Raw genomic sequence first — 21155 nt, 5'->3', positions numbered from 1 at the left:
TAAGCGGTGCAGAAGAAAGAAGATGAAAAATAGCTTGTCTGGTTTTTACAAAAACAAAAAACCGGCTCAGCGCCGGTCTTCATTTTATTTCTTCACTAATTATATTGGTTTCATTACGCCAATACCAGTTCCCTTCCAATCGGGAAACAGCTTGCCGTTGTCGCGGATGCGCAAGTGGGCCGTGGCTACTTCATCAAACACCGCACGGAAGTCGGTTGTTACCGGCAGGTCGCGGCGGTCTTCAAGGTTTTCAATCGCCAGCTCGGGCACTTTACCGTGTACTTTGCCGCCGGCCACATCATTGCCCAAAATAAACATGCAGGAACCGCGGCCATGATCCGTACCGTTGCTTCCGTTTTGGTGAACCGTGCGGCCAAACTCGGTCATTGTCATGACTTCCACGTCATCCTGTAACTGGCCAAGATCGGTCCAGAAAGCAGTAATACTGCTGCTCAAATCTTCCACGTTGCGGGCAAAAGTGCCGGCTTCCGTGCCTTGGTTGAAATGCGTGTCCCAGCCGCCGCATTCGGCAAAAGCGATCTCGGTGCCCACGTCCATCTTAATCAACTGTGCAATTTGTTTTAGCGAATTGCCCAGCGGCGATGCCGGATACACCGCTCCGTTTGCCGGACGGTAATTTTTCACGTCTGCACTCTTCAAAATCTTCATGGCTTCAAAACTTTCCTTGCCGGTTTTACTCAACAGCGAAGAAGAGGTTTTGTCGTACAATTCTTCAAAGCTCTTGGCCGCCGTATTTGCAGCCACATTGTTGCCGCGCATTTGAATGGCAAAGTCCTGCAAATTGGAAATGGCTACCGCCGGATTATCACCGTAAAAAGAACGGGGCAGCGCAGAAGTCATGCTCACGGCCTGGAAAGGCGTCGCCGCTTCGTGGCCCAGTAAACCCACGGCGCGGTTAAGCCAGCCGCTGTCGGTGCCTTTACTGAATGGCGTGCCGCTTTCCATGTAATCCTGTGCGTCAAAGTGCGACCGCGTGCTGTTGGGCGAACCCACGCCGTGCACAACCGCCAGGCGACCTTCTTTAAAGAATGGCGCAAAAGCATTCATGGAAGGATGCAGTCCAAAGCGTCCGTCCAAATCAATTAACGGTTTTGCTGCTGCTTGTGCTGCCGACATAAACAAGGTCGGCCTTGCCTGTTTCAAATACGTGTCGGTAAAAGGTGTTACGGCCATCAAGCCGTCCATGGCGCCGCGCTGAAAGATGCAGACCAAAACTTTGGCCCGCTTGTACGGCATGAAGAGTTTGCGGCTGCCGGCGGCTTTCGCAATAAACGAAGGCACTCCGCCAATGCCGGCCGTTACCAGTGCCAGCGCACCGCCTTTTAAAAATACTCTGCGTGAAAGCATAAGAACAATTTGAGATTTGCGATTCTAGATTTTTGATTCATGATTTATGCGTACTCCTACTCACCGCCGTTGAAATTCCGGTGAGCCAATGATGATGCCCACCACTTGTCCCAACATAGAGTTATTGCCTTTGGCCATGACAATCTGCGGCTCAAGATTTCGTTTGTTCAGCAATTTTTTAGCGCCTTTGTTTGTGTTTTGCGTCGTCATCATTTCATCGGCATTGCTGCTCTGCATGGAGGTTTGTGCCGTAGGAGTTTTGCCGGCCGCGTTGTCCACTTTTTGTTGCAAATCCGGTTCGGTCAGCATCGGCGTTAAGCGCTTCACCGTTTCGTCAACGTTACGTTCCGGCAACAAAATTTTGGAATACTTGCGCAGCGCATCCTCGGCGCTTTCGGGTTCGTGGTGATCGTTGAGGGCGAGCAAGTCAACCTTCACACCGGGAATGCGGCCGGAAGCAAAGGCTAGCCCAAAGTTCATGCGGTTCAGCAGTGAGCCGGTATTGATCCAATACTGGCCTCTGTCAGGGAAGCCGGTTGGTGCCTGGTAGTTGTAAACTTGTTGGCCCATCTTGTTGATCCACTGATAAACCTGCGCCGGTGCAATGATGGTTGCGTTTGTGGCGCGAATGGCGCTGATGGCTACTTCAAACGGCGACTTTGTTTTTTCACGCAAGGCTTGGCTGTTCCAGAATTCCGGCGAACTGACCATCGCAATTAATACCTGCTTGATATCGCCTTCCTTGTCCAAAAATGTTTTCGTCATTTTATCAACGAGGCTTTGCGGCGGTACGTCGCTCACAAAACGTACGGCGAGTTTTTTAGAAATGAATTTTGCCGTTGAGGGATGTGTAGCCAGCATGTGAATCAACTTTGTGCCTTCTTCGTAACCGCCGCCTTCCGGAAAGGTTACGCCCAATACTTTTTTCTCCCCTTTATCGTGCTTGTTGGCAGCAAACAAAAAGTTGTCGTCGTACACAAAGCCCATTTGGTCCAGGCGTTTTTCATTGGGCATGCGCTTGGGGCGCAGGCCGTATTCGACCATCGGGTTCAGGCTCCAGCCGGTAAGAATGCGGGCCGCTTGCGTGACGTCGCTTTGCGTGTAGCCGCCGTCAACACCCAGCGTGTGCAGTTCCATGATTTCGCGGGCATAGTTCTCGTTTAGGCCACCGTTTTTTACTCTTCTTATTTGACCCTGTAGGTTGCGCTGCACCGTACTGTCTTTTACATTCTCCATCATTTGGTCTATGACCACGTCCCGCATCTTTGCAAATTTCTTCTGGCTTTCCTGCATGTTCTCAGGGTTCACGGTGCTTTTGTCATTGTCAAGATAGGTAAGCATGGCCGGTGACTTGGCGGTTGACAGCAACAGGGTTTCAAACTTGCCCGTTACATTTGGACGAATGGCGTCCCGTTCGTAGGAAGTAAGGTATTGCTGAATGCCGCCTTTACTGGCCGCCACGTTAAAGTGATTAAACCAAAAATCGGTAAGCACTTCGTGCAATTGATTAGTGGAGTAAGCGGAGCGAATGATTTTTTGTGCCGCCAGTTGTTGCAGCAATTCGGCTTGGGGCTTCATGCCGTGTTGGTCCATATAAGCTTTCAGCGAGTCGCGGTATTCTTTCCTGTCGGTTCTTGCCGAATCCTTGTTGATGTAGCCATCGCGTATCGCCAGCCGTAAAACTTCTCCGGGCCGGGGATAAGTCTTTACAATTTCTTCGTTGGTCATCTTTAGCGACTCAAAGCCGGCAAGTGCCGTGTCAACTTTTGGGTCGGGCAGGCTGCCTTCGAGCTGCTGCTTAAACCAGGACTCTAAACCTTCATTCAATACCTCGTCTATTTGGCCCGGCTTTGCACCGAACGTAAAACGGGAAAGCAAGTGGGCGGCCGCCTGGCGCTCCGTAAGACCGGCTTGTTTGTACGGAAAATGAAAAGACGTTTCGGTTTGTTGTTCTGTATTCTGAACAAAAGCAGTGGTGACAGCGCCGGCCGTCAGCAATACGAAAGCGAGGTAAAAGGAATGAATGATTTTTTTCATGACGAAAAAATTGAGCTACAAAATACAGGGTCTGTTAAGAAAGCCAAAGCGAACCATAGACTGCAGGCGGAAAAAAATGTTTAACAGAACGAAAAGAAATTTAAGCAGAAAAAAGAACAGGGAAGAACCCTTCCCTGTTTGTAAACATTTGCGCAAGCCAGGACACCACGATGTAAGATTGGTTTTTCAGGAAAAAGAGATGGAGGTTTAAGGGTGTATTTGCACACGTAAAATCGTACCGCATCCGCTAAAGGCCGCGATTATTCGGCGTACCGGCTGAATGTGAAGATGAAAGGAAGATCTGCTGCTTGCGGAAAGCAAAAATGGAAGGCACAGCGCTGGTAAAAGATTTACGACAACCTGTTTTGCAAACAACCCTCTTCTTAAATCTTCGTATTTAGTTTGCGATGAAGCAAAGCTTCCGCGCCAACCTTTCCGCCAATACCGTTCAGTTGTGCATCAACCAGGCTTTCAGCCTGGCGGTATTTTATTTTTTGTCGAAGGGTTTAAGCAAAGCCGATTTTGGTGAATTGAACTGGACGTTGGCCATTTTTCTGACGGCCTTTGCACTTCTTTCCTTTGGCCTCGATCAAATCATCATTAAAAAAATTGCGGCGGGCGAAGACAGGCCGGTGCTTTTATCGCTTCATTTTTTTCACGCCGCGGTTGCAGGCCTTTTGTTTTACGCAGCGTTGTTTATTCTGTTGATTCTTTTCCCTTCCTTTTTCAGCCACCACCAAGCCCTTTTGCTGGTTGGCGCCGGAAAGTTGCTGCTGTTTTTTTCAACACCGTTTAAAGCCCTTGCCGCAGGCGCCGAACGTTTCCGAACGATGCTTTACATGTCGGTTTCAGCTACGCTGATCAAAAGCCTCTGCATCGGGGTTTTGTTTTTCGAAAACAAAATCAGCCTTGCTCTTGCGGTTCCGGTTTTTGTGCTGGCCGATGCGTCCGAATTGGTGGCCGGTTTTCTACTTACCCGTAAAATTTTAAAAACGCCGTTCGCAAGTTTTCCACGGTGGAAAGCGTACCGAAATTTTATAAAAGATGCCTTCCCGCAACTCGGCGTCGTTCTTTTTTCATCGGCCTTGGCAAGGGTAGATTGGATTTTGATCGGTTTTTTTCTTCCGGCTTTTAAACTGGCGGAATACAGCTTTGCCTACAAAGCTTTTGAAGCGGCCTCTTTGCCTTTGCTGGTGATTGCGCCCTTGCTCCTTCCTTATTTTACACGGCTTGTAAAAGAAGGACGAAACCTTGGTCAGAACGAAAGCGTTCAATTGCTCTTGCGGGCCGAGATGGTCATTGCCTGTCTCGCGGCTCTGTGCCTGAACGTAGTTTGGAACCCATTAATTGACAGCATCACCGGTGGCAAATACGGCAGTGTGAACATCCGTACCGTCTTCATTTTATCAATGACCTTGCCCGTTCTTTACCTGAATAATTTTTTGTGGACCGTTCATTTTGCGCACGGCAACATGAAACTTATTTTCCGCAGCTTTGTGCTGAGTTTTTTTGTGAACGTTGCCGGAAACTTGCTGCTCATTCCACTCTATCAAAACGAAGGCGCGGCTCTTTCTTACCTGCTGTCTGTTTCGGTACAAACGATCTTTTATTTAAGCTATCAGAAAGAAGAAAAGATCATCGGTTGGCCCTCGCTTCTCTTCTGCTCCCTTTGCGCCTTGTGCAGCGGTATGCTTTATAAATACAGTTCGCTGCAAGCCGTGTGGATGCTACCGCTTTGCGTTGCGCTCTATCTTTTTCTTCTGCTCTGCACCGTTCAATTGCGCCGCGCCGACTGGCAAACGTTTAAGCAAGTGCTGAAAGCCTAAGGCAACCGGAAAGAACGGTTTCCGTATTTACTGCTGTGCGTTTTCACCAACAAAAGCAAACCCGAATGAACCCCGTCAGGGCCTTCCTGAACAAATTCATTTTTACAAGAAACATCCATTGGGGTTTGCTGGTTTTTTTGTTGCTCTTCCTTGATGTAAAGCTGGTGGTGAAACTCGCTGCCATCTTGTTCATTTATGCACTGCAACCCAATTTTCGTTTTGGGTTCGGTTTCAAAAACCCGCGGCTGCCACTGTTTTATCCTTTCGTCGTTTGTCTTGCGGTCGTGAATACATTTTTGTACGGACATTTTTTTCAGCTTAACTATTTGCTGGTACTAACGTTTGGCATTGGCTTTTGGATGGCCTGCATCCTGGCGGTGCATCAAATTAAACGGATAGTTGAAAAAACGGATGCGCAAATCATCTATCAAACGCTGGTTGTTTTCTTTCTTCTGAACACCTGTGTTTCTGCATTTCAATACCTGCGCATCGTTTTTGAAACGGGTGCGCTAAATCCTTTTTTATACCAGGGTAACTATCAAAAATATTTTATCAGCACCGGCGATTACATCAAGGGCTTAAGCTTTGATACGTCAACGACCAACGCGGTCATCAATGCGTTTGGAATTGTTTTCTTTCTCTCGAAAAGAGCATGGCTGTTGACGATGATGTGTACTGTTACGTTGTTGTTCACCGCCAGCAATCTTGTGAACTTAGTCGTTTTCGCAACGCTGTTATTGTTGTTTGTATTCAATACGCACAAAGTGCAGAAAACTGTCATCGTTGCCTGCTTTGCTTTGTTTGTTGTGTTCATGGCCAAAGTATCGCCGCAAAACAACAGGTATGCGGTAAATGTTTTTGAAAAAGTCTTCGGCATTCGCAACGAAACAAGAACTGCACAAGCAAAGCCAGTTGACGTAAGAATTTTACCCGATAGCGTATTGACCGTTGAACAACGAAAAGAAAAAGTGGCAAGGCTTTATCTCGATAGTTTGGGTGCAAGCATTGCAGCAAAAAGGAGAGAAGAAAACAAGTCATTGGTTGCAATGGTTAACGAGAGGCCTTTCATTCCGCAGCCCAGTATTCATTCGGCGCCGTTTCAAAACCGAGACGATACCAATGCTTACCGAAAAGAGTTGTTATGCTTTATGACGAAAAGACAAGAACACTTTGACAACTATGCGCAAACAACGTTGCCCGGAAAAGCAATTGCGTACTGGCAAACCGGTGCTTTTGTTTTTCAACACCCGCTCTGTTTGCTAACCGGCGCTGGCCTTGGAAACTTTTCTTCGAAGATGGCTTTTAAAGCAACGGCTTTGCAATTTGCCGGCGGCTTCCCGCAACGTTTTGCATATATCAATCCCGATTTTTCTTCGAACCACCTTGACCTTTACACATACTTTTTTAGCAAGCGTGCCGACGCACATTCCGTTACCAACAGCCCGGCCTCGGTGTACGATCAATTGCTTGGCGAATACGGATTAATTGGCCTTGCGGTCTTCTTTATTTTTTACATGGGCTTTTTTGCAAGGCACTACAAGAGGCTGACGTACGGCATCCCGTTGTTGTTCCTGTTACTCGCCTTCTTTTTCATTGATTATTGGTTTGAGCAACTGTCTATCGTGCCTTTGTTTGAAGCGCTGCTTTTTCTAAACTTAAAAGAAACGGAAGCCGCATGAGCGAGGTAAAACTATCCGTGCTGATGCCTGCGTATAACGTGGCGGCTTACATCGGCGATGCGATTGCTTCGGTATTGAACCAATCTTTTAAAGAGTTTGAATTGGTGATTGTGAACGACGGTTCAACCGATAACACCGGAAGCATCATTCGTAATTTCAACGACGGGCGGATTGTCTTAATCAACCAGGAAAACAAAGGCATTGCAGCAGCGCTAAACAAAGCACTGGAAATAGCCAAGGGCGATTACGTTGCCCGCTTTGATGCAGATGATATTTGCTATCCGCATCGCCTGGCAAAGCAATATAACTTCATGACCGCACATTCTTCCTGCGTCATCGCCGGTTCGGCCGCTGATTACGTGGATGAAAAAGGCGAATACGTGTTCACTAATTATCCGCCGGCTTACACGGATGATGAGATCAGGTCTGTGCTAAAACGAATTTGCCCGTTCATTCACTCCAGTGTTATCTGCAAAAAGACGGCGTTGTTAAAGCACGGCGGTTACAACGAACATGCGCACAGTTTTGAAGATCATCTCTTATGGCAGTCTGTTCTTAGCGAAGGACGGGTTGTAAATTTTCACGAGCCACTGATACAGGTTCGCCTCAATCCTGAATCGGTAACCATTGACGAACAATGGCGGCCGCGGACTTTTCATCAAATCAAACAGCGTGTGATTGAAGAAAATTTCATTACCGCAAAACAAGGCGAAGAACTGCTGCAAATCATTCAGTCGCAAAACAACCCGCAACTAAAGGAAAGCGCTTATCATTCTCTTTTGGCAAAGAAGTTTTTGTGGAACAATTACCAGCCGCAAAAGGCACGAAAGAGTTTGAAAAAAGTGCTTGTGCAAAACAAACTTCACTGGAAGAGTTATTGTTTTTATGCACTTTCTTTTTTGCCCCGCACCGTGTTGCAAAAAGGCTACAGGCTTTTAAAGCCGCAAGCTGTTTATCTCACCCATCAAAGGAAAAATTAGGATGAAGGAGCGACTGAAGATATTTGTGGATGCGCACTGCTTTGATACGGAATACCAGGGGTCAAGAACCTTTGTGAAAGAGATTTACCGTGCGATGTCTGTGAAGAAAGATATCGTGCTTTATCTCGCTGCAAACGATATTGGCAAACTGCAGGAAAACTTTCCGTCGGGTGAGAACATTGTCTTTTTAAAATACAGAAGCAGGCAAAGTTTTTTTCGGCTTGCTTGCGAAATTCCATTGTTGATTAGAAAGCACAGGATTGACGTTGCGCATTTTCAATACATCACACCCTTGTTTAAAAATTGCAGGCAGGTTGTTACCATTCACGATGTTATTTTCAACGATTACCCCGGAGAGTTTTCAAAAGGATATCGCCTGCTGAAAGGCTTTCTTTACAAACGCTCAACCAAAACAGCGGATGTGCTGACAACAGTTTCTACTTTTTCAAAAACATCAATCCAAAAACACCTGACGAACTGTAATCCCGTACACGTAATTGCAAACGGTGTGAGTAAAAAGTTTTTTGCAGCGCATGACAAGGAAGAAGCAAGAGCGTTTCTGAAAAAGAGATACGGGATTGAAAATATTATTCTTTACGTGAGCCGCATAGAGCCCCGGAAAAATCATGCGGCTTTACTTCAAGCTTATCTTGATTTGAAAGCATACGAGAAGGGGCATCATCTTGTCTTTATTGGTCACGAAACGAAGCCGGTTGTAGCGTTAAACACAATGCTGAGAGTAGTCACGCCGGACGCAAAACAGCAAATTCATTTTCTCACAAACATTGGTGATGAAGACCTGTTGCGATTTTACCGCGCTGCACACGTATTTGTTTATCCGTCAAAAGCTGAAGGTTTTGGTATTCCACCGTTAGAGGCAGGTGCGGTTGGGGTGCCGGTTCTTTGCTCTTCTTCGTCGGCAATGAAAGAGTTTTCTTTTTTCGGCGATAGCCTCTTTGAGCCAATGGATTACGAACGCTTGAAAAAAGCATTGGCAGCCATTCTTCAAAAAGAACACGACACCGATAATCTCAAAAAAATTTCAGAACAAATCCGCGCCGGTTATTCATGGGAAGCTTCGGCGGAAAAACTTTATGGCCTCATCAAATAAAATTGAAGCATGATAGACTTTGCATTTTTGGAAGAACAGCGCGAAGACCTGCGGTTGAACTTTCTTCTTGCCAAACCTTTTTCGCATTTGGTGATTGACAACTTTTGCGAAGAAGAAAAACTGTTGCAACTGCACGCAGAGCTTCCCGAGATCCAAACAAAGAGCCGCGATTATGTTTTTGCCGCCAACAAATTTGAGAAGTCGCGCATCAAGGATATTTCGCCGCTGTTTGCGGAATTGTATAACGATCTCACCTCGGACCGCTTTCAAACTTTTCTTCGCTTTGTTTCAAACGAAGCTGTTTTTGTGGACAAAGACTTTCACGGCGGCGGCATTCACCAGGGAAAGAAGAACAGTTTCCTCGACATGCACATTGACTTTAATTACCATCCGCTACACAAGTTTTGGTACCGGCATTTGAATTTGTTGCTCTACCTGAACAAAGATTGGAAAGTAGAGTACGGCGGACATTTAAAACTAAAGGATATGCGTAGTGGAGAACAAAAATCCATCGCCGTTCCGTTTAACCGGATGATTGTTCAACTCACGGGCAAGTACACCTTGCACGGCTACGACTTAACGCATTTTCCCGATGGTATGTACCGCACGTCCATTGCCGCTTATGCTTATTGTCTGCATCAAAATCACGTTGAAAAACCGCGTACAACAGACTGGCATCCGCAAGACGGCAGTGCGATCAAAAACCTGCTGGCGCGGATATACGATCCCGCAGTAAAAATGAAGAACAAATTTTTTGGAAGTTCAACGGCAAGAAACCAATGAAAATCGCCATCATCGGAACAAGAGGAATTCCCAATCACTACGGCGGGTTTGAACAGATCACCGAACAATTGGCTACAGGACTTGTGGAAAGAGGACATAGCGTGACCGTTTACAATTCACACAATCATCCCAACGTGGCCAAGTCGTGGAAAGGCGTAAGCATTCAGCATTGTTACGATCCGGAACACATGCTCGGCACTGCCGGACAGTTTGTTTACGACCTAAACTGCATACGTCATGCACGTAAAAATAATTTCGACGTGTGGCTCTTCATGGGCTATACGAGCAGCTCGGTTTGGCATTCGTTTTTTCCAAAAAATAGCATCATTGTTTCCAACATGGACGGCATGGAATGGAAGCGAACAAAGTACGCGAAGACCGTGCAACGCTTTTTGAAATATGCGGAGAAGCTGGCGGTAAAACACAGTCATTTTCACATAGCTGATTCGCCGGCCATAAAAGATTATCTCGACAAGAAATATTCCGTCAACGCAAAGTTTATTCCTTACGGTGCGGTTCTTCCCGCTGCATCAGAAGAAGAAACGTTGCGGCAATACAATCTTGCAAAAGACGATTACTTTTTGTTGATAGCAAGAATGGAACCCGAAAACAACGTGGAGATGATATTAGATGGTTTCAGCGCCAGCAATTGCAAAAAAAATTTTTTAGTGATTGGAAAGACTGAGAACAAGTTCGGAAAAAGACTTGTTGGTAAATACGGGAGCGACAACCGTATAAAATTTCTCGGCGCCATTTTCGACCAGGAAACGGTTCATGCCCTGCGGGCCAATGCGCAACTTTATTTTCACGGGCACAGCGTTGGCGGCACCAATCCTTCGCTGCTCGAAGCCATGGCCAGCGGTTCGCTGATTGCAGCCCACGACAACATTTTCAACAAAGCAGTTCTTGGCAATGACGCTTTTTATTTTGATTGTGCGGCATGCGTGAAGGCCTTACTTGAAAAGACCGTTTGCACCGAAACAAAAAAAACGTTTACACGCAACAACACCGAAAAGATAAGGCAACAATACAGTTGGGATAAAATCATTGATGCTTACGAAAATTATTTTTTTGAATGCTGCCAAAGCGCAAAAAATGAAAGCTATGTTTCTTCAAAACGATGGGCTTGCAAATAAAATCAGTTATTGGCACCTTGTTTTATTTCTCTTGACGCTGTCTTTCGATGGTTTTTACAGCCAGGTTGTGTTGATCAGTTTTGTCGTTCACACACTGATTCACGCAAAGCGTAATGACTGGAATAATCTTCTTCGTAAAGAAGTTTTTGTGCTTGCATCGGTCTTTTTTCTGACAGTTATGTGTACAATTTATTCAAGCAATCAGAGAGAAGCTTTTCGTCTATTGTCGAGGCAATCGGCAATTCTGATTTTTCCGCTGGTGCTTTTTCTAAACCGCATTGATTTAAGAAAATGCACAAAGCCTCTCTTACTGGCTTTTTCTTTTGTTTCCGTTCTTGTTGTTTTCTATCTCTATGTTGATGCGCTGCGAATCATTCGTTACAATCATCTTCCGCTTTCAACTTTAATAAAGCCCGCTTTCCTTAACCACAATTTTTCCGAACCCATCGGTATGCACGCCACCTATCTTTCGCTCTATCTTGCCCTTTCGCTTGCCAGCATTCTTTATTACGGCACGTCAACCAGGCGGCCATTAATTCGTACTCTCTATTTCTTCTCCGCTTGTGTTTTACTCGTTGGATTAATTCAATTGGAGTCAAGAGCTACGCTGATTGCTTTGTTGCTCCTGTTATTTTTTGTTGCACCCTTTTTTTTGAAGGATAAAAAACAAAGAGGACTTATCGGCATCTCTGTTTTATTTGTCGCCGCGCTGGCAACAGTAATTGTCTTTGCCGGCAGTTTTCGTACACGCTTTTTAAGCGAGATGAAGGAAGACCTTTCGGAAAATTCTGTAGCAACCTCTATTGCCGATTCGAGGATGCAGCGGTGGGCACTTGCAACTGATTTGATAAAGAAATCGCCGTTGATTGGTTATGGCGCCGGTGATGAAGTTGACTTATTGAAAGAACAGTATTTCAACCACAAGCTTTATGACTCTTATTTAAACAAGTTGAACGCACACAATCAATACATCAGCTTTTTGTTAACGGGCGGTGCGCTTGCGCTAACGATTTACTTGTACACGCTTTTTTGGGGTTTGCGCCTGGCGGTAAAAGCAAAGAACTTTCTTTTTATTTCGTTCGTTGTTTTAATAGCGGTAGTATCGGTTTCCGAAAACATTCTTTCGCGAAACAAAGGCATCTTTTTCTACGGCTTTTTCTTCTCCTTGTTTGTTTGTGCGCACTGCAAAAGAAAGACGGCGTCGGTTGAATACGAATCCGCAAAACAAACCGGCAACCTCACCGTTCATTCTTACGTTTCTATTGATAACGTTTAAACCTTTCCGAATTGTGCGCAAAGACCGATATATTAACCACCCTCGCTTACTTTGATATCTTCAAATACCCGCTTACGCAAACGGAAATTTTCTTTTTCCTTCGCCGTCCTTATACGCAGGAAGACTTTGTAAGAGCATTGGCCCAGCTCTTGAACGAAGGCCAAATTTTTCGCTTTGACGAGTTCTTTTGCTTGCAGGACGATTATGATCTGATCATTCGCAGAAGAAAAGGAAACCTCGCGGCTAAAAAGTTGTTGGATGCGGCGGAAGGAATAGCTAAATTTTTGTCGTCTTTTCCTTTTGTAAGAGGCGTGGCGGTATCGGGTTCGCTTTCCAAAAACTATGCGGACGAGACCTCGGACATTGATTTTTTCATTGTTACAAAAAAGAACCGGCTCTGGCTTGCCCGAAGCTTTATGCACTTGTTTAAAAAGTTTACCTACCTCTTTAAGAAGCAGCATTTTTTCTGCATGAATTATTACGTGGATGAAGAAGGACTGGAGATAAAAGAAAAAAATATTTACACGGCTACGGAACTTGCTACGCTTTTGCCTTTAAGAGGCATTGCAGCCTTTCAGAATTTGTTCAAAAGCAACCAATGGAGCAAGGATTTTCTGCCCAATCACACCATGAAAATTGCTTATACCAAAGAAGCCGGAAACAGCGTTTTGAAGAAGGCCGTTGAAGGGTTGCTGAACAACACGGTTGGCAACCTGTTGGATTTTCTGTTCATGAAAATTACCGCAAGCCGGTGGGCAAAAAAGACGAAACAAAAACGAGTCAATGCAAACGGTAACCTAATGGCTATGGACGTTGCAAAGCATTGCGCAAAGCCCGATCCGGTATCTTTTCAGCAAAAGTTTATGGCCGTTTACGAACGAAGCGTTCTTGCCGTGTTGCGCAAATACAATCAACGCTTAAAACCTGTGCCTTAACTTATGCTCTGCATTACAACTGTTATCATCACGAAAAACGAAGCCCGAAATATCGAGGCTTGCATACGTTCGGCGCACGCTGTTTCCGATGACGTAATTGTTGTTGACTGCGGCAGCAGTGATGGAACGGCAACCATCGCCGGGGCTTGCGGCGCAAAACTCATTGCTGTGGAATGGCAATGCTACGGACATTCAAGAAACACAGGTGCGGCCGCTGCAAAACATGATTGGATATTGTCACTTGATGCCGACGAACGGGTAAGTCCTGAACTGGCGAATGCTTTGCACGGTCTTGATTTGAACGACGGGTTGTGCGTTTACAAGATCAGGCGTGAAAATTATTTTGCCGGCAAACGTCTTCGCTACGGAACGCTTGGCTTTGAAGGCGTGGTTCGTCTTTACAACCGCAAGTTTGGCCAGTGGGATTTATTCCCCGTTCATGAAAAATTAATGACGAACGTTTCGAAACGAAAAATAAAGCAGCCCATCATTCATTTGGGCATTTCAAATCTTAGTGAGCACGAGCAGAAAAAAGAGCATTACGCTTTTTTAGGCGCACAGAAATATTTACAGCAAAACAAAAAAGCAACCTTCCTTAAGCGCTTTGTTTCGCCGCTGTTTAACGGTGCAAAATCTTATTTCTTTCAGCTTGGTTTTTTAGACGGAAGAGAAGGCCGGCAGATTGCCGTAACCATCGCGTATTATACCTGGCTCAAGTACAAATATCTTCATCAACTTCGCAAACAGGCCCGCGGCAAAGAAGTTGTTCTGCAAACTGCGGCCAATGTTTTTGCTTCTGCGCCTACTTCTTTTTTTGCAAAGAGATGATGAAATAATCACCGATGCTTCGCCACGGCCATGATTCTTTTAAGCTTTCTTCTTTTGCGATGAGATAGCGGTAAAGTTTCGGGTGTTTTTCCGCGAAGCCTTCCATGTACGAAGGCGGTACAAGCGTGCACAAGCCTTCCAGTTTCTGAAGCGCAAAATTCTCTTTTAAACAGTTTGTCACAAATCCCGGCTTGTAATACCAGCATTTGAAATAAACGCCTTCGATGTGCGCTTTTCTTCCTTTGCTGCTAAAGAAACGGCGCGATGCGGTTTTAAACTGTCCTTTAAAAAACAAGAGCGTTTCCCACAAACAAAAAGGTGGAATGATAACCAGCGTTACAACCCCGCCGGGCTTGAGCAACGCGTCGAGCGATGCAAGAACGTTGTCCAGCTCACTCGTACAATTCAGTCCGCCGAAATTGGAGAAGATGGCATCAAACGGCCCCTTGTTTTGGAGCGCTTCCAATTGGTTGAACGAGCAAAGCTCGGTTGTAATATTCTCGCCGAAAGAAAAAAGGCTTTTCTTTTCTCTTAACCTTGCTAGCATTCCTTCCGAAACATCCGTGGCGTGTACTTTGTGTCCTCCTTGCGCAAAGTACAGAGCGTCTTCGCCAGTGCCGCAGTTTAATTCGAGAATGGAGGACGAAGGTTTTACCAGTTGCAACACATGTTCGCGTACACGCTTGCGTTTGTATTGAATGATGGTGTTGCCCGTGTATTCTTCATCAAAAACAAGCGACTGTTTTGAAAATGCTTCCGCCGTTTTGAGTTCGTTAATATAGTCGGAAAGGTTGCTCATGCGGGTTGCTGGAGTTGCCGGAGTTTTCTTTTTTGGAGATACGTTGCGGGGATGTAATAAAGCACCGACAAGGCTTTTTTCACGGCGTTAAACTCCATCGTCAACGGGTTTTGCAAAAGCTTCGATGCGGTATTCAATGCCAAATGCTTGCGGTAGCTTTTGTGCACGTAGCGGTGAAGTTGTTTGTAAAACGACGGCGGATACTGGTTTTGAAAGAGCATGGCCAAATCATCCGAATCGGTCCAGTTGGCTTTCCCTTTTAATTGCTCTTTTACCGTCTCGTGAAATTTTGTCCCGGGCAAAGGATAAGAAACCGAAATGCCGATTTCGTGCGGCAGCAGCTTGTTGATCATCTTTATCGTTAACGAAATGTCTGCGCCCGTTTCGCCAAGGTATCCAAACTGAATAAAAAAGGAAGGTTTGATGCCGTGCTTTTTCAACAAAGCCGTTGCCGTTTCAATTTGATCAACGGTTGTGCCTTTGTCCATTGCGTCCAAAATTTTTTGCGAGCCACTTTCTGCGCCCATCCACACATTTTCGCAACCGGCTTTTGCCAATGCAGAAACATAATTTTCCTGCACCAACAAGTCGGCTCTTGATTGAATTTTAAATTTCAGTTGCAGCTTGTTTTTTAAAACGAGTTCTGCAAACTCTTGTACCCAACCGGGCTTTAAACCAAAAATGTCGTCGCAAAACCAAATGTGATCGTAATTGACGTTTTCGTTTAACAGCAGCAATTCATCCACTACGTTTTGCGGTGAACGGGCATTGTAGCGATTGCCGTAAATAGGCTTTGCACACCAATTGCATTTGAAAGGACAACCTCTTGTTGTGCCCACGTTCACGGAAAAATAACCCGCGTGTTTAAGCCAACTTTGACGGTACGGCTCAAGGTCAATTAAATCCCAGGCGGGAAAAGGAAGAGAATCCAAATCCCTCAAAATCTCTCTTCTCGGGGTTTTGCCAACCTTGTTTTCCTGCTTGTAAACAAGGCCTTGAATTGTGTCAACGTTCTTGCTGCCGGCTTCTAAACTTTGAAGCAATTCCAGCAACGTTTGTTCGGCTTCGCCAAGCAGAATGAAATCGGCACCGGCGGCCAAATATTTTTCGGCGTGATCGGTGCTGTCGGAGCTGGAAACAATTACGACGCAGTTCCGTTGTTTGGCCAAACCAATCATTTTAAACGCCGCTTCGCGCATGTTGGTGAGACACATTTTGGTGAGATAGTTAAAGCCGTCGTCGTAGAGAACAAAATAACTTGGTTGAACTCTTTCAAGGCACTGGATGACTTCATCGGCATTGTGTGCAAACATTACGTCGTGTACGGAAACGTCGAAGTCGTGCTGACGCAACACGGCGGCAGCATACAAAGTCCCCAGGGGTGCATACGGTTGTCCCAGTTTTTTTTGCTTTGCATCAAACTGCAGAAAATAGGAGTGCGTTAGCAATACTTTTTTCATGTCAACGGCTAGCGGGGTTTGTGCGGGGTGAAAGATGAAGAGAGCACACGCAACGCTTGCAGGTTTCGTTTTGCGTTGTGCTTAAGTTTTTGCGAAAGCTTTTTGCGGCCTCGCCGTTTATAATTGAAGTCAGGGATTGCTCGCGAATGTTTCCAAATGCCGCGTGAAAAAAGCACGGTTTTACAGAGCCATCAGCCTCAATTACCGCAGAAACCCACGGTGCGTTGCATTTTTTAAACGGAAATTCATCCAGGCCGTGCACTGCTTTGTAATAAGCAACGATGTCTCTCAACTTGGCTGGCGATTCCGTAATAAAACGGTTTTCAAAATCAGCCGCATACTCGTTCACAATCAACTCCGCCACGTCTTCAAGTAAGGGCAATTCTTCTTCGGCAATTAAAATTTCGTTTTGCCTTTCGCTGCCCCACAATACCTCGCGGTTAAAAGCATGACTGCTAACATCGGCGGGCAAAAAACTGATCTGGTTCAGGTGGATTGTTTTTGCTGCGTCAACAATGGCTGGCCAACTTTTAAAATTCAATTGATGAATCACCGTTCTTGCCGTAATGCGGTACGTTGGATTGAAGCCTTTGAGGCATTCAATGCCTTCCTGCATTTTTGCAAAAGCACCGGGAACGTTCCGAATGCGGTCGTGCAGTTCTTCCGGCCCGTCAAGCGAGACAATCATATCGTCTACCCATTGCAAAATCCGTGTGGCATTTTTCTTTAACGCAAGACCGGTTGAAAGCAAGGTGATTTTGATGCCGGTCTTCTTTAATATTTCGCAGAGCGAGAAAAAGGCCGGATTCAACAGCGCTTCACCACCGGACATCAACACTTGTTGCGTTCCAAATTTTTTCAGCGCCGATAGAAGGCTCTTTACATCGGCTTCCGTCAATTGTTTAAGGTTCTTGTTGCCTTTCCAGATGTCGCACATTACGCAACGGCAATTGCAGGCACTGTGCGGCATCAAAATCACAATGGGCAAAGCCGACACTGTGTGCGATTGCAAGGTGCAGTAACGCTTGAAGGTGTGATATAGTGATTGCTGAAACATTATTTTTTGATGCGAATCCAGGGAAAAGAAGCTTTCTGAAAGAGACGATTAACAAACGTGGACGGATTGTATAGAACAGTATAATCAAAGCTTTTCAGCTCATCGAAAGAATGATGGAAATAATAATCACTCATTTGCGGAAAGCCTGCGGTTGTAAAATATTCACGGCTTCGGTTCGCGGCTTTCAGCGCTTCGGCACAGGAGTAAAAATTGGTGTCAAGAATGTCTATTTCGCCGTCTTTTTTTAGCTGTTGAAAACAGCGTTGAAGAATGTCTTTCGCCGAATTGAAATACTGGAAAGAAGCCGCAAAAACAATCGCGTCAAAACGTTCTTCCATGATTTTCTCTTGCAAGTCGCAAAGAAGAAAACTCAGTGTTGGAAAAACGTTTCTCGCCTGCTTTAATTCCGTTTCGTTGACGTCGATTCCGGTGATGCTCGCTCCCGGAATTTTTGAAAGCTGATTGCACAACCAGCCGTTGCCACAACCCACTTCAAGAATCTGCAACGGCCTTCTTTTTTTCAAAAAATACGCAACCAGACGCCGATGGGATTCTTTTCTCGCATCCCATTCTTTTTTCAGGGGATGCGTTTTGTGCACAATTGGTAAATGCCTCAATTCCTCGTCCGTGTACAAACGCCCTTCCTTCTTTCGTAAAGAAATGTAGTACGCCTCAAAATCAGTATGGTTTGCTGCCTTCATCATTTGCGAACGCTGTAAATAAAATTTTTCTCCAACAGGTTTTGTTGCGTTGCTACGCAATGCAGGCGAAAAGAATTTTTGGACGCTAGCTGTTTTATCATCTCCCTGTCGCAACCGTCGCAAACAACCATTAACACTTGCGAGGTTGGATGAACATAATTGCTTAAACCCGCAAAAAAGGTTTGAAAGAATTCTCCGTTCTCGCCGCAATGCCAGGCGTAGTCTTTCACCGATGCGGGGTTCTTTTTGTAATAAGGCGGATTAACGGCAATGACGTCAAATCGTTGTTGCGGAATTTTTTCGAACAAGTTCGATTCGATGATGTCTAATTCAACCTCGTTCATGCGTTTGTTTTTTTTCAAGCCGGCAACGGCGATGGGGTTGATATCTGTTGCAACGACACGTGCGCCTTTTTGCGCTGCGGAAATTGAAATCAGCCCGCTGCCCGCGCCCAATTCCAAAAAGCTTTTGTTGGTCAGGGACAAGCGTAACAAGTAGTTGAGCAAAAATTTTGTGCTGAAGAAAAAGCCCGGATGGAAAACCTCGGGTCGTACCTCAAGGCAGATGTTTTTATAGCGATACGTTCGCGTGCCGGAAAGGTATTTTACCAGCAGCGGCTTGTAGGTTCGCCCGACGATATATTTCAGCAAGCGTCTCATTTAAAAACCTTCAATTTCGGGTTGGCGATACTTCCAAAAAACCTGCATCGCTTTTAGCTCGTAAGGTTTTTTGTAGAGTCCAGATTTATACCGCAACGAAGCAACCGTGCGCATGATCGTTCGTTTAACGCGGGTTAGCCGTACGTCGGAAACCGTTGGATAATAACCGTTCAAGACTGTTTCAAAATCTTTGATCTTGTCAATCATTTCCGGCGTAAGCCAGGGCGTAAGCGGATTCTTTCTTAAATCAAAGGCGTCCCATTGCGGACCAATCCAATCTTCCAGGTTTTCGGGAAAATGAAAGCCCGTCTGCAAAACATTTTTGTACATGTCCGAGCCTTCTGTGGGTACGGGACTGTACACGTAAATAATAATTTCCGTTGCCGGGTTGATGGCTTTTATTTCCTTGATAAAAGCAATGTCCTGATCAATTTGCTGCATGACTTTTTCCGGCGTTTCGGCTGGCGTGCCCAACACGAAGGAGTATTCCGGAATGATGTCAAACCGGGCCATGCGTGCGGCGAATGCCCGTATTTGCGCAGCGCTTTGCGTACCGCCCTTGTCCATTTTTTTAAGTACTTCGTCGTTACCGGTTTCAGCGCCAAAGAAGATCATCTTGCAGCCCGAGCGGCGCATCAACGCCAGCGTCTCGTCTGAGTATTTGTTGATGGTGTCAATTCTTCCTTCGCCCCACCAAACCATGTTTTCGTGCATGATTAGTTTCGAGAACTCCGCCGTTCGTTTTTCCGAAACAAAAAAATTGTTGTCGTGAAACTCAATTGCGTTGCCTCCAAAATTTTCCTTCAAGTATTTAATGTCGCTGTAAATTTTTTGTGCAGACTTTCCTTTCCACCTTGCGTTGTAGATGGGAACAACGGCGCAAAACGAACAGGTAAACGGACAACCAACGCTGGAATGATACGCGATGGTTTTTGTGCCGAGATAAGTTTTTCCCAGGTATTTTTTTAGGGAATAGAAGCTGTTGAGTTTATCGTAAGGCAGCGGTGGCAGACTGTCCTGATCGTACAATTCATCTTTTCTGGTTTTGATGATTGCGTCGTCTTTTTTGTAAATAAGGTTGGGAATGTTTTCATACAGTTCGTTGTTTTCTAACGCTTGCACTAGAGCCGGAAAAGTTTTGTCGCCGGGACCGTTAACGACGAAGTCAATGTAGCCGGAAAAAAGTACAACTTTTGGATGATTGGACGGAAAGTAACCGCCCCAGATAACGTTGACGGCCGGAAATTGCGCTTTGAGCTTTTTTGAAACGGCAATGGCTTGTTTCAATTGCGGGCCGGGCATGCACGTGCAACCAAAATAACCAAACTCGCCGCTTGCCAAATAACGTTCAATCTTTACCCAGGGATCGTCTTCAAGGTTGCCGTCAACAATCGCATAATCAAACTTGCCTTCGATGGAAGCGGCAATGTTTAAAATGGAATTGGGTATGCGGGGTTTGTAATTGGCGCTTCGTGGATTAAACAGCAAAACTTTTTGCATGGGCAATGATTGACCGGTTACTAATAAATACGGCTAGCGCAACAAATAGTTGCCCGGCAATCCTTTTTTGCGACGCCAGGTGGCGTAAGCATTGTGCACGTGCACAAGCGTCTCGGGTTCGTTGGTCACTCGTTGTGTGCCGATGATTTTAAACAGCAGCAGTTTGTGAATGCCCGCATCAAAGGAATCTTCCAGCGAAAGTTCTTTGTAGTTCACCGCCTCGTTGGGCAAGGGAAGGTGAAGCCGTGCCGAAAGTTTTTTTGAAAAGGCAAAAGCGGAAAGGTCTTTCAACGGTTGCATGTGATTTTTTCCGAGGCCATACGTTGTGCGAAAGGACGAAGCCTGTACATCAGATAACACAACGTTTTGTGCCGCCAACACTTGTTTGCAGGCCTTGCCTTCGTGCCGTAGCGAAACCACGTAATGACTTTCGCTAACCTGTCCGTGCAAATCTGTGGGAAAGAGATTGTACGCGTAGTTCATGCCAACCGTAACAAGGCAAATTTTTCGCGGAACGCAATAAGCAATTTGCACTTGCTTGTGCAGATTGCCTTTCAAAAAAACGTTGCCCGCTTTGTTGTTGTAAAGCCGGTTGTAAAGTTGGCCCACCGCCTGCTGAAAAGTTGATGTGAAGCGGTGTCTTCCTGCAATGCCTTCGTAATAAAAAGTTTCACCCTCGCCTGTTTGCTGGCGTTTAATTCTTTTTAAAGAGAGAAAAGCGACCGACTTTTCCTTTGTCCATTTTTCACCGGCATCAAGATCGTCGGGACAAAAAGCAACCTCGATGAATTCGCACTCGTTTATTTCTGTGAAGGCCGGCAAAGCAAAGATTACCGGGCAATAGCCGACGAAAGCGTGAAGACTTGTGATGTCTTTTTTTATTTCGCCGTCTTGCACAAGATAAGCACGAAGCGGGCCGTCAAAGGTTTCGGCCGCCAAGCAGAGATAGTCCTGCGGGTAATGCAGGCCGTTTAGCTTGGTAAGTATTTTTTTGGCTACGTTCATTCTTTGACTCATCAA

18 protein-coding genes are annotated in these 21155 nt (G+C 45.6%); 9 read left to right on the top strand and 9 right to left on the bottom strand.

Annotation, left to right across the window (positions count from 1 at the left end; all coding sequences use genetic code 11):
- Positions 1 to 99: 99 nt before the first annotated feature.
- Both FSB75_RS12460 and FSB75_RS12455 read right to left on the bottom strand, forming a co-directional pair.
- Complete coding sequence (locus FSB75_RS12460) at positions 100 to 1368, bottom strand: DUF1501 domain-containing protein (protein WP_146787871.1); 1269 nt, start codon at positions 1366 to 1368, stop codon at positions 100 to 102.
- A gap of 60 nt (positions 1369 to 1428) precedes the next feature.
- The gene (locus FSB75_RS12455) at positions 1429 to 3405 is read right to left on the bottom strand and encodes a DUF1800 domain-containing protein (protein ID WP_146787868.1); all 1977 of its coding nucleotides are present in this window, start codon (positions 3403 to 3405) and stop codon (positions 1429 to 1431) included.
- 407 nt (positions 3406 to 3812) lie between these two features.
- On the opposite strand from FSB75_RS12455, the gene FSB75_RS12450 reads away from it, so the two are divergent.
- The 9 genes from FSB75_RS12450 (at position 3813) to FSB75_RS12410 (ending at position 13959) form a co-directional block, all read left to right on the top strand.
- A complete protein-coding gene (locus tag FSB75_RS12450; RefSeq protein WP_146787865.1) occupies positions 3813 to 5231 on the top strand; it encodes an oligosaccharide flippase family protein in 1419 nt (472 codons plus the stop codon).
- Positions 5232 to 5296: 65 nt separating this feature from the next.
- Complete coding sequence (locus tag FSB75_RS12445) at positions 5297 to 6910, top strand: hypothetical protein (protein WP_146787862.1); 1614 nt, start codon at positions 5297 to 5299, stop codon at positions 6908 to 6910.
- Positions 6907 to 7890, top strand: coding sequence for a glycosyltransferase family 2 protein (locus FSB75_RS12440; protein ID WP_146787859.1), 984 nt, complete (start codon positions 6907 to 6909; stop codon positions 7888 to 7890). Before FSB75_RS12445 ends, FSB75_RS12440 begins: the two co-directional genes overlap by 4 nt.
- A 1-nt stretch (position 7891) precedes the next feature.
- A complete protein-coding gene (locus tag FSB75_RS12435) occupies positions 7892 to 9001 on the top strand; it encodes a glycosyltransferase family 4 protein (RefSeq protein ID WP_146787856.1) in 1110 nt (369 codons plus the stop codon).
- A 9-nt stretch (positions 9002 to 9010) separates the two neighbouring features.
- On the top strand, positions 9011 to 9784 hold the full coding sequence (locus FSB75_RS12430; protein WP_146787853.1) for a 2OG-Fe(II) oxygenase: 774 nt from the start codon (positions 9011 to 9013) through the stop codon (positions 9782 to 9784).
- A complete protein-coding gene (locus tag FSB75_RS12425; RefSeq protein WP_146787850.1) occupies positions 9781 to 10920 on the top strand; it encodes a DUF1972 domain-containing protein in 1140 nt (379 codons plus the stop codon). The genes FSB75_RS12430 and FSB75_RS12425 overlap by 4 nt, the downstream gene beginning before the upstream one ends.
- Complete coding sequence (locus FSB75_RS12420; RefSeq protein ID WP_172623132.1) at positions 10889 to 12196, top strand: O-antigen ligase family protein; 1308 nt, start codon at positions 10889 to 10891, stop codon at positions 12194 to 12196. Before FSB75_RS12425 ends, FSB75_RS12420 begins: the two co-directional genes overlap by 32 nt.
- 11 nt (positions 12197 to 12207) lie before the next feature.
- The gene (locus tag FSB75_RS12415; RefSeq protein WP_146787844.1) at positions 12208 to 13131 is read left to right on the top strand and encodes a nucleotidyltransferase domain-containing protein; all 924 of its coding nucleotides are present in this window, start codon (positions 12208 to 12210) and stop codon (positions 13129 to 13131) included.
- Between the two features lie 3 nt (positions 13132 to 13134).
- A complete protein-coding gene (locus tag FSB75_RS12410; protein WP_146787841.1) occupies positions 13135 to 13959 on the top strand; it encodes a glycosyltransferase family 2 protein in 825 nt (274 codons plus the stop codon).
- Here FSB75_RS12410 and FSB75_RS12405 read toward each other — a convergent pair.
- From FSB75_RS12405 to FSB75_RS12375, 7 genes are read right to left on the bottom strand one after another with little or no spacing between them, the layout of a single operon-like run.
- Positions 13934 to 14758, bottom strand: a complete 825-nt coding sequence (locus FSB75_RS12405; protein WP_146787838.1) for a class I SAM-dependent methyltransferase — start codon at positions 14756 to 14758, stop codon at positions 13934 to 13936. The two genes, FSB75_RS12410 and FSB75_RS12405, sit on opposite strands and share 26 nt — an antisense overlap.
- Complete coding sequence (locus FSB75_RS12400) at positions 14755 to 16218, bottom strand: B12-binding domain-containing radical SAM protein (protein WP_146787835.1); 1464 nt, start codon at positions 16216 to 16218, stop codon at positions 14755 to 14757. Before FSB75_RS12400 ends, FSB75_RS12405 begins: the two co-directional genes overlap by 4 nt.
- A 1-nt stretch (position 16219) precedes the next feature.
- Positions 16220 to 17275 carry a radical SAM/SPASM domain-containing protein gene (locus FSB75_RS12395; protein WP_146787832.1) on the bottom strand — a complete coding sequence of 352 codons (1056 nt, stop codon included), beginning with the start codon at positions 17273 to 17275 and terminating at the stop codon, positions 16220 to 16222.
- Entirely contained in the window at positions 17275 to 17979 is a 705-nt protein-coding gene (locus tag FSB75_RS12390; protein ID WP_146787830.1) for a class I SAM-dependent methyltransferase, read from the bottom strand. Before FSB75_RS12390 ends, FSB75_RS12395 begins: the two co-directional genes overlap by 1 nt.
- A complete protein-coding gene (locus FSB75_RS12385; RefSeq protein WP_146787828.1) occupies positions 17976 to 18635 on the bottom strand; it encodes a HemK2/MTQ2 family protein methyltransferase in 660 nt (219 codons plus the stop codon). Before FSB75_RS12385 ends, FSB75_RS12390 begins: the two co-directional genes overlap by 4 nt.
- Entirely contained in the window at positions 18636 to 20135 is a 1500-nt protein-coding gene (locus tag FSB75_RS12380; protein ID WP_146787825.1) for a B12-binding domain-containing radical SAM protein, read from the bottom strand.
- A gap of 33 nt (positions 20136 to 20168) precedes the next feature.
- The gene (locus FSB75_RS12375; protein WP_146787822.1) at positions 20169 to 21140 is read right to left on the bottom strand and encodes a hypothetical protein; all 972 of its coding nucleotides are present in this window, start codon (positions 21138 to 21140) and stop codon (positions 20169 to 20171) included.
- Between the last annotated feature and the right edge of the window lie 15 nt (positions 21141 to 21155).

This window comes from Flavisolibacter ginsenosidimutans (assembly GCF_007970805.1).
Taxonomy (GTDB): domain Bacteria; phylum Bacteroidota; class Bacteroidia; order Chitinophagales; family Chitinophagaceae; genus Flavisolibacter; species Flavisolibacter ginsenosidimutans.
The sequence above is the reverse complement of the archived record's forward strand: the minus strand, read 5'-3'. Positions and strand labels throughout refer to the sequence as shown.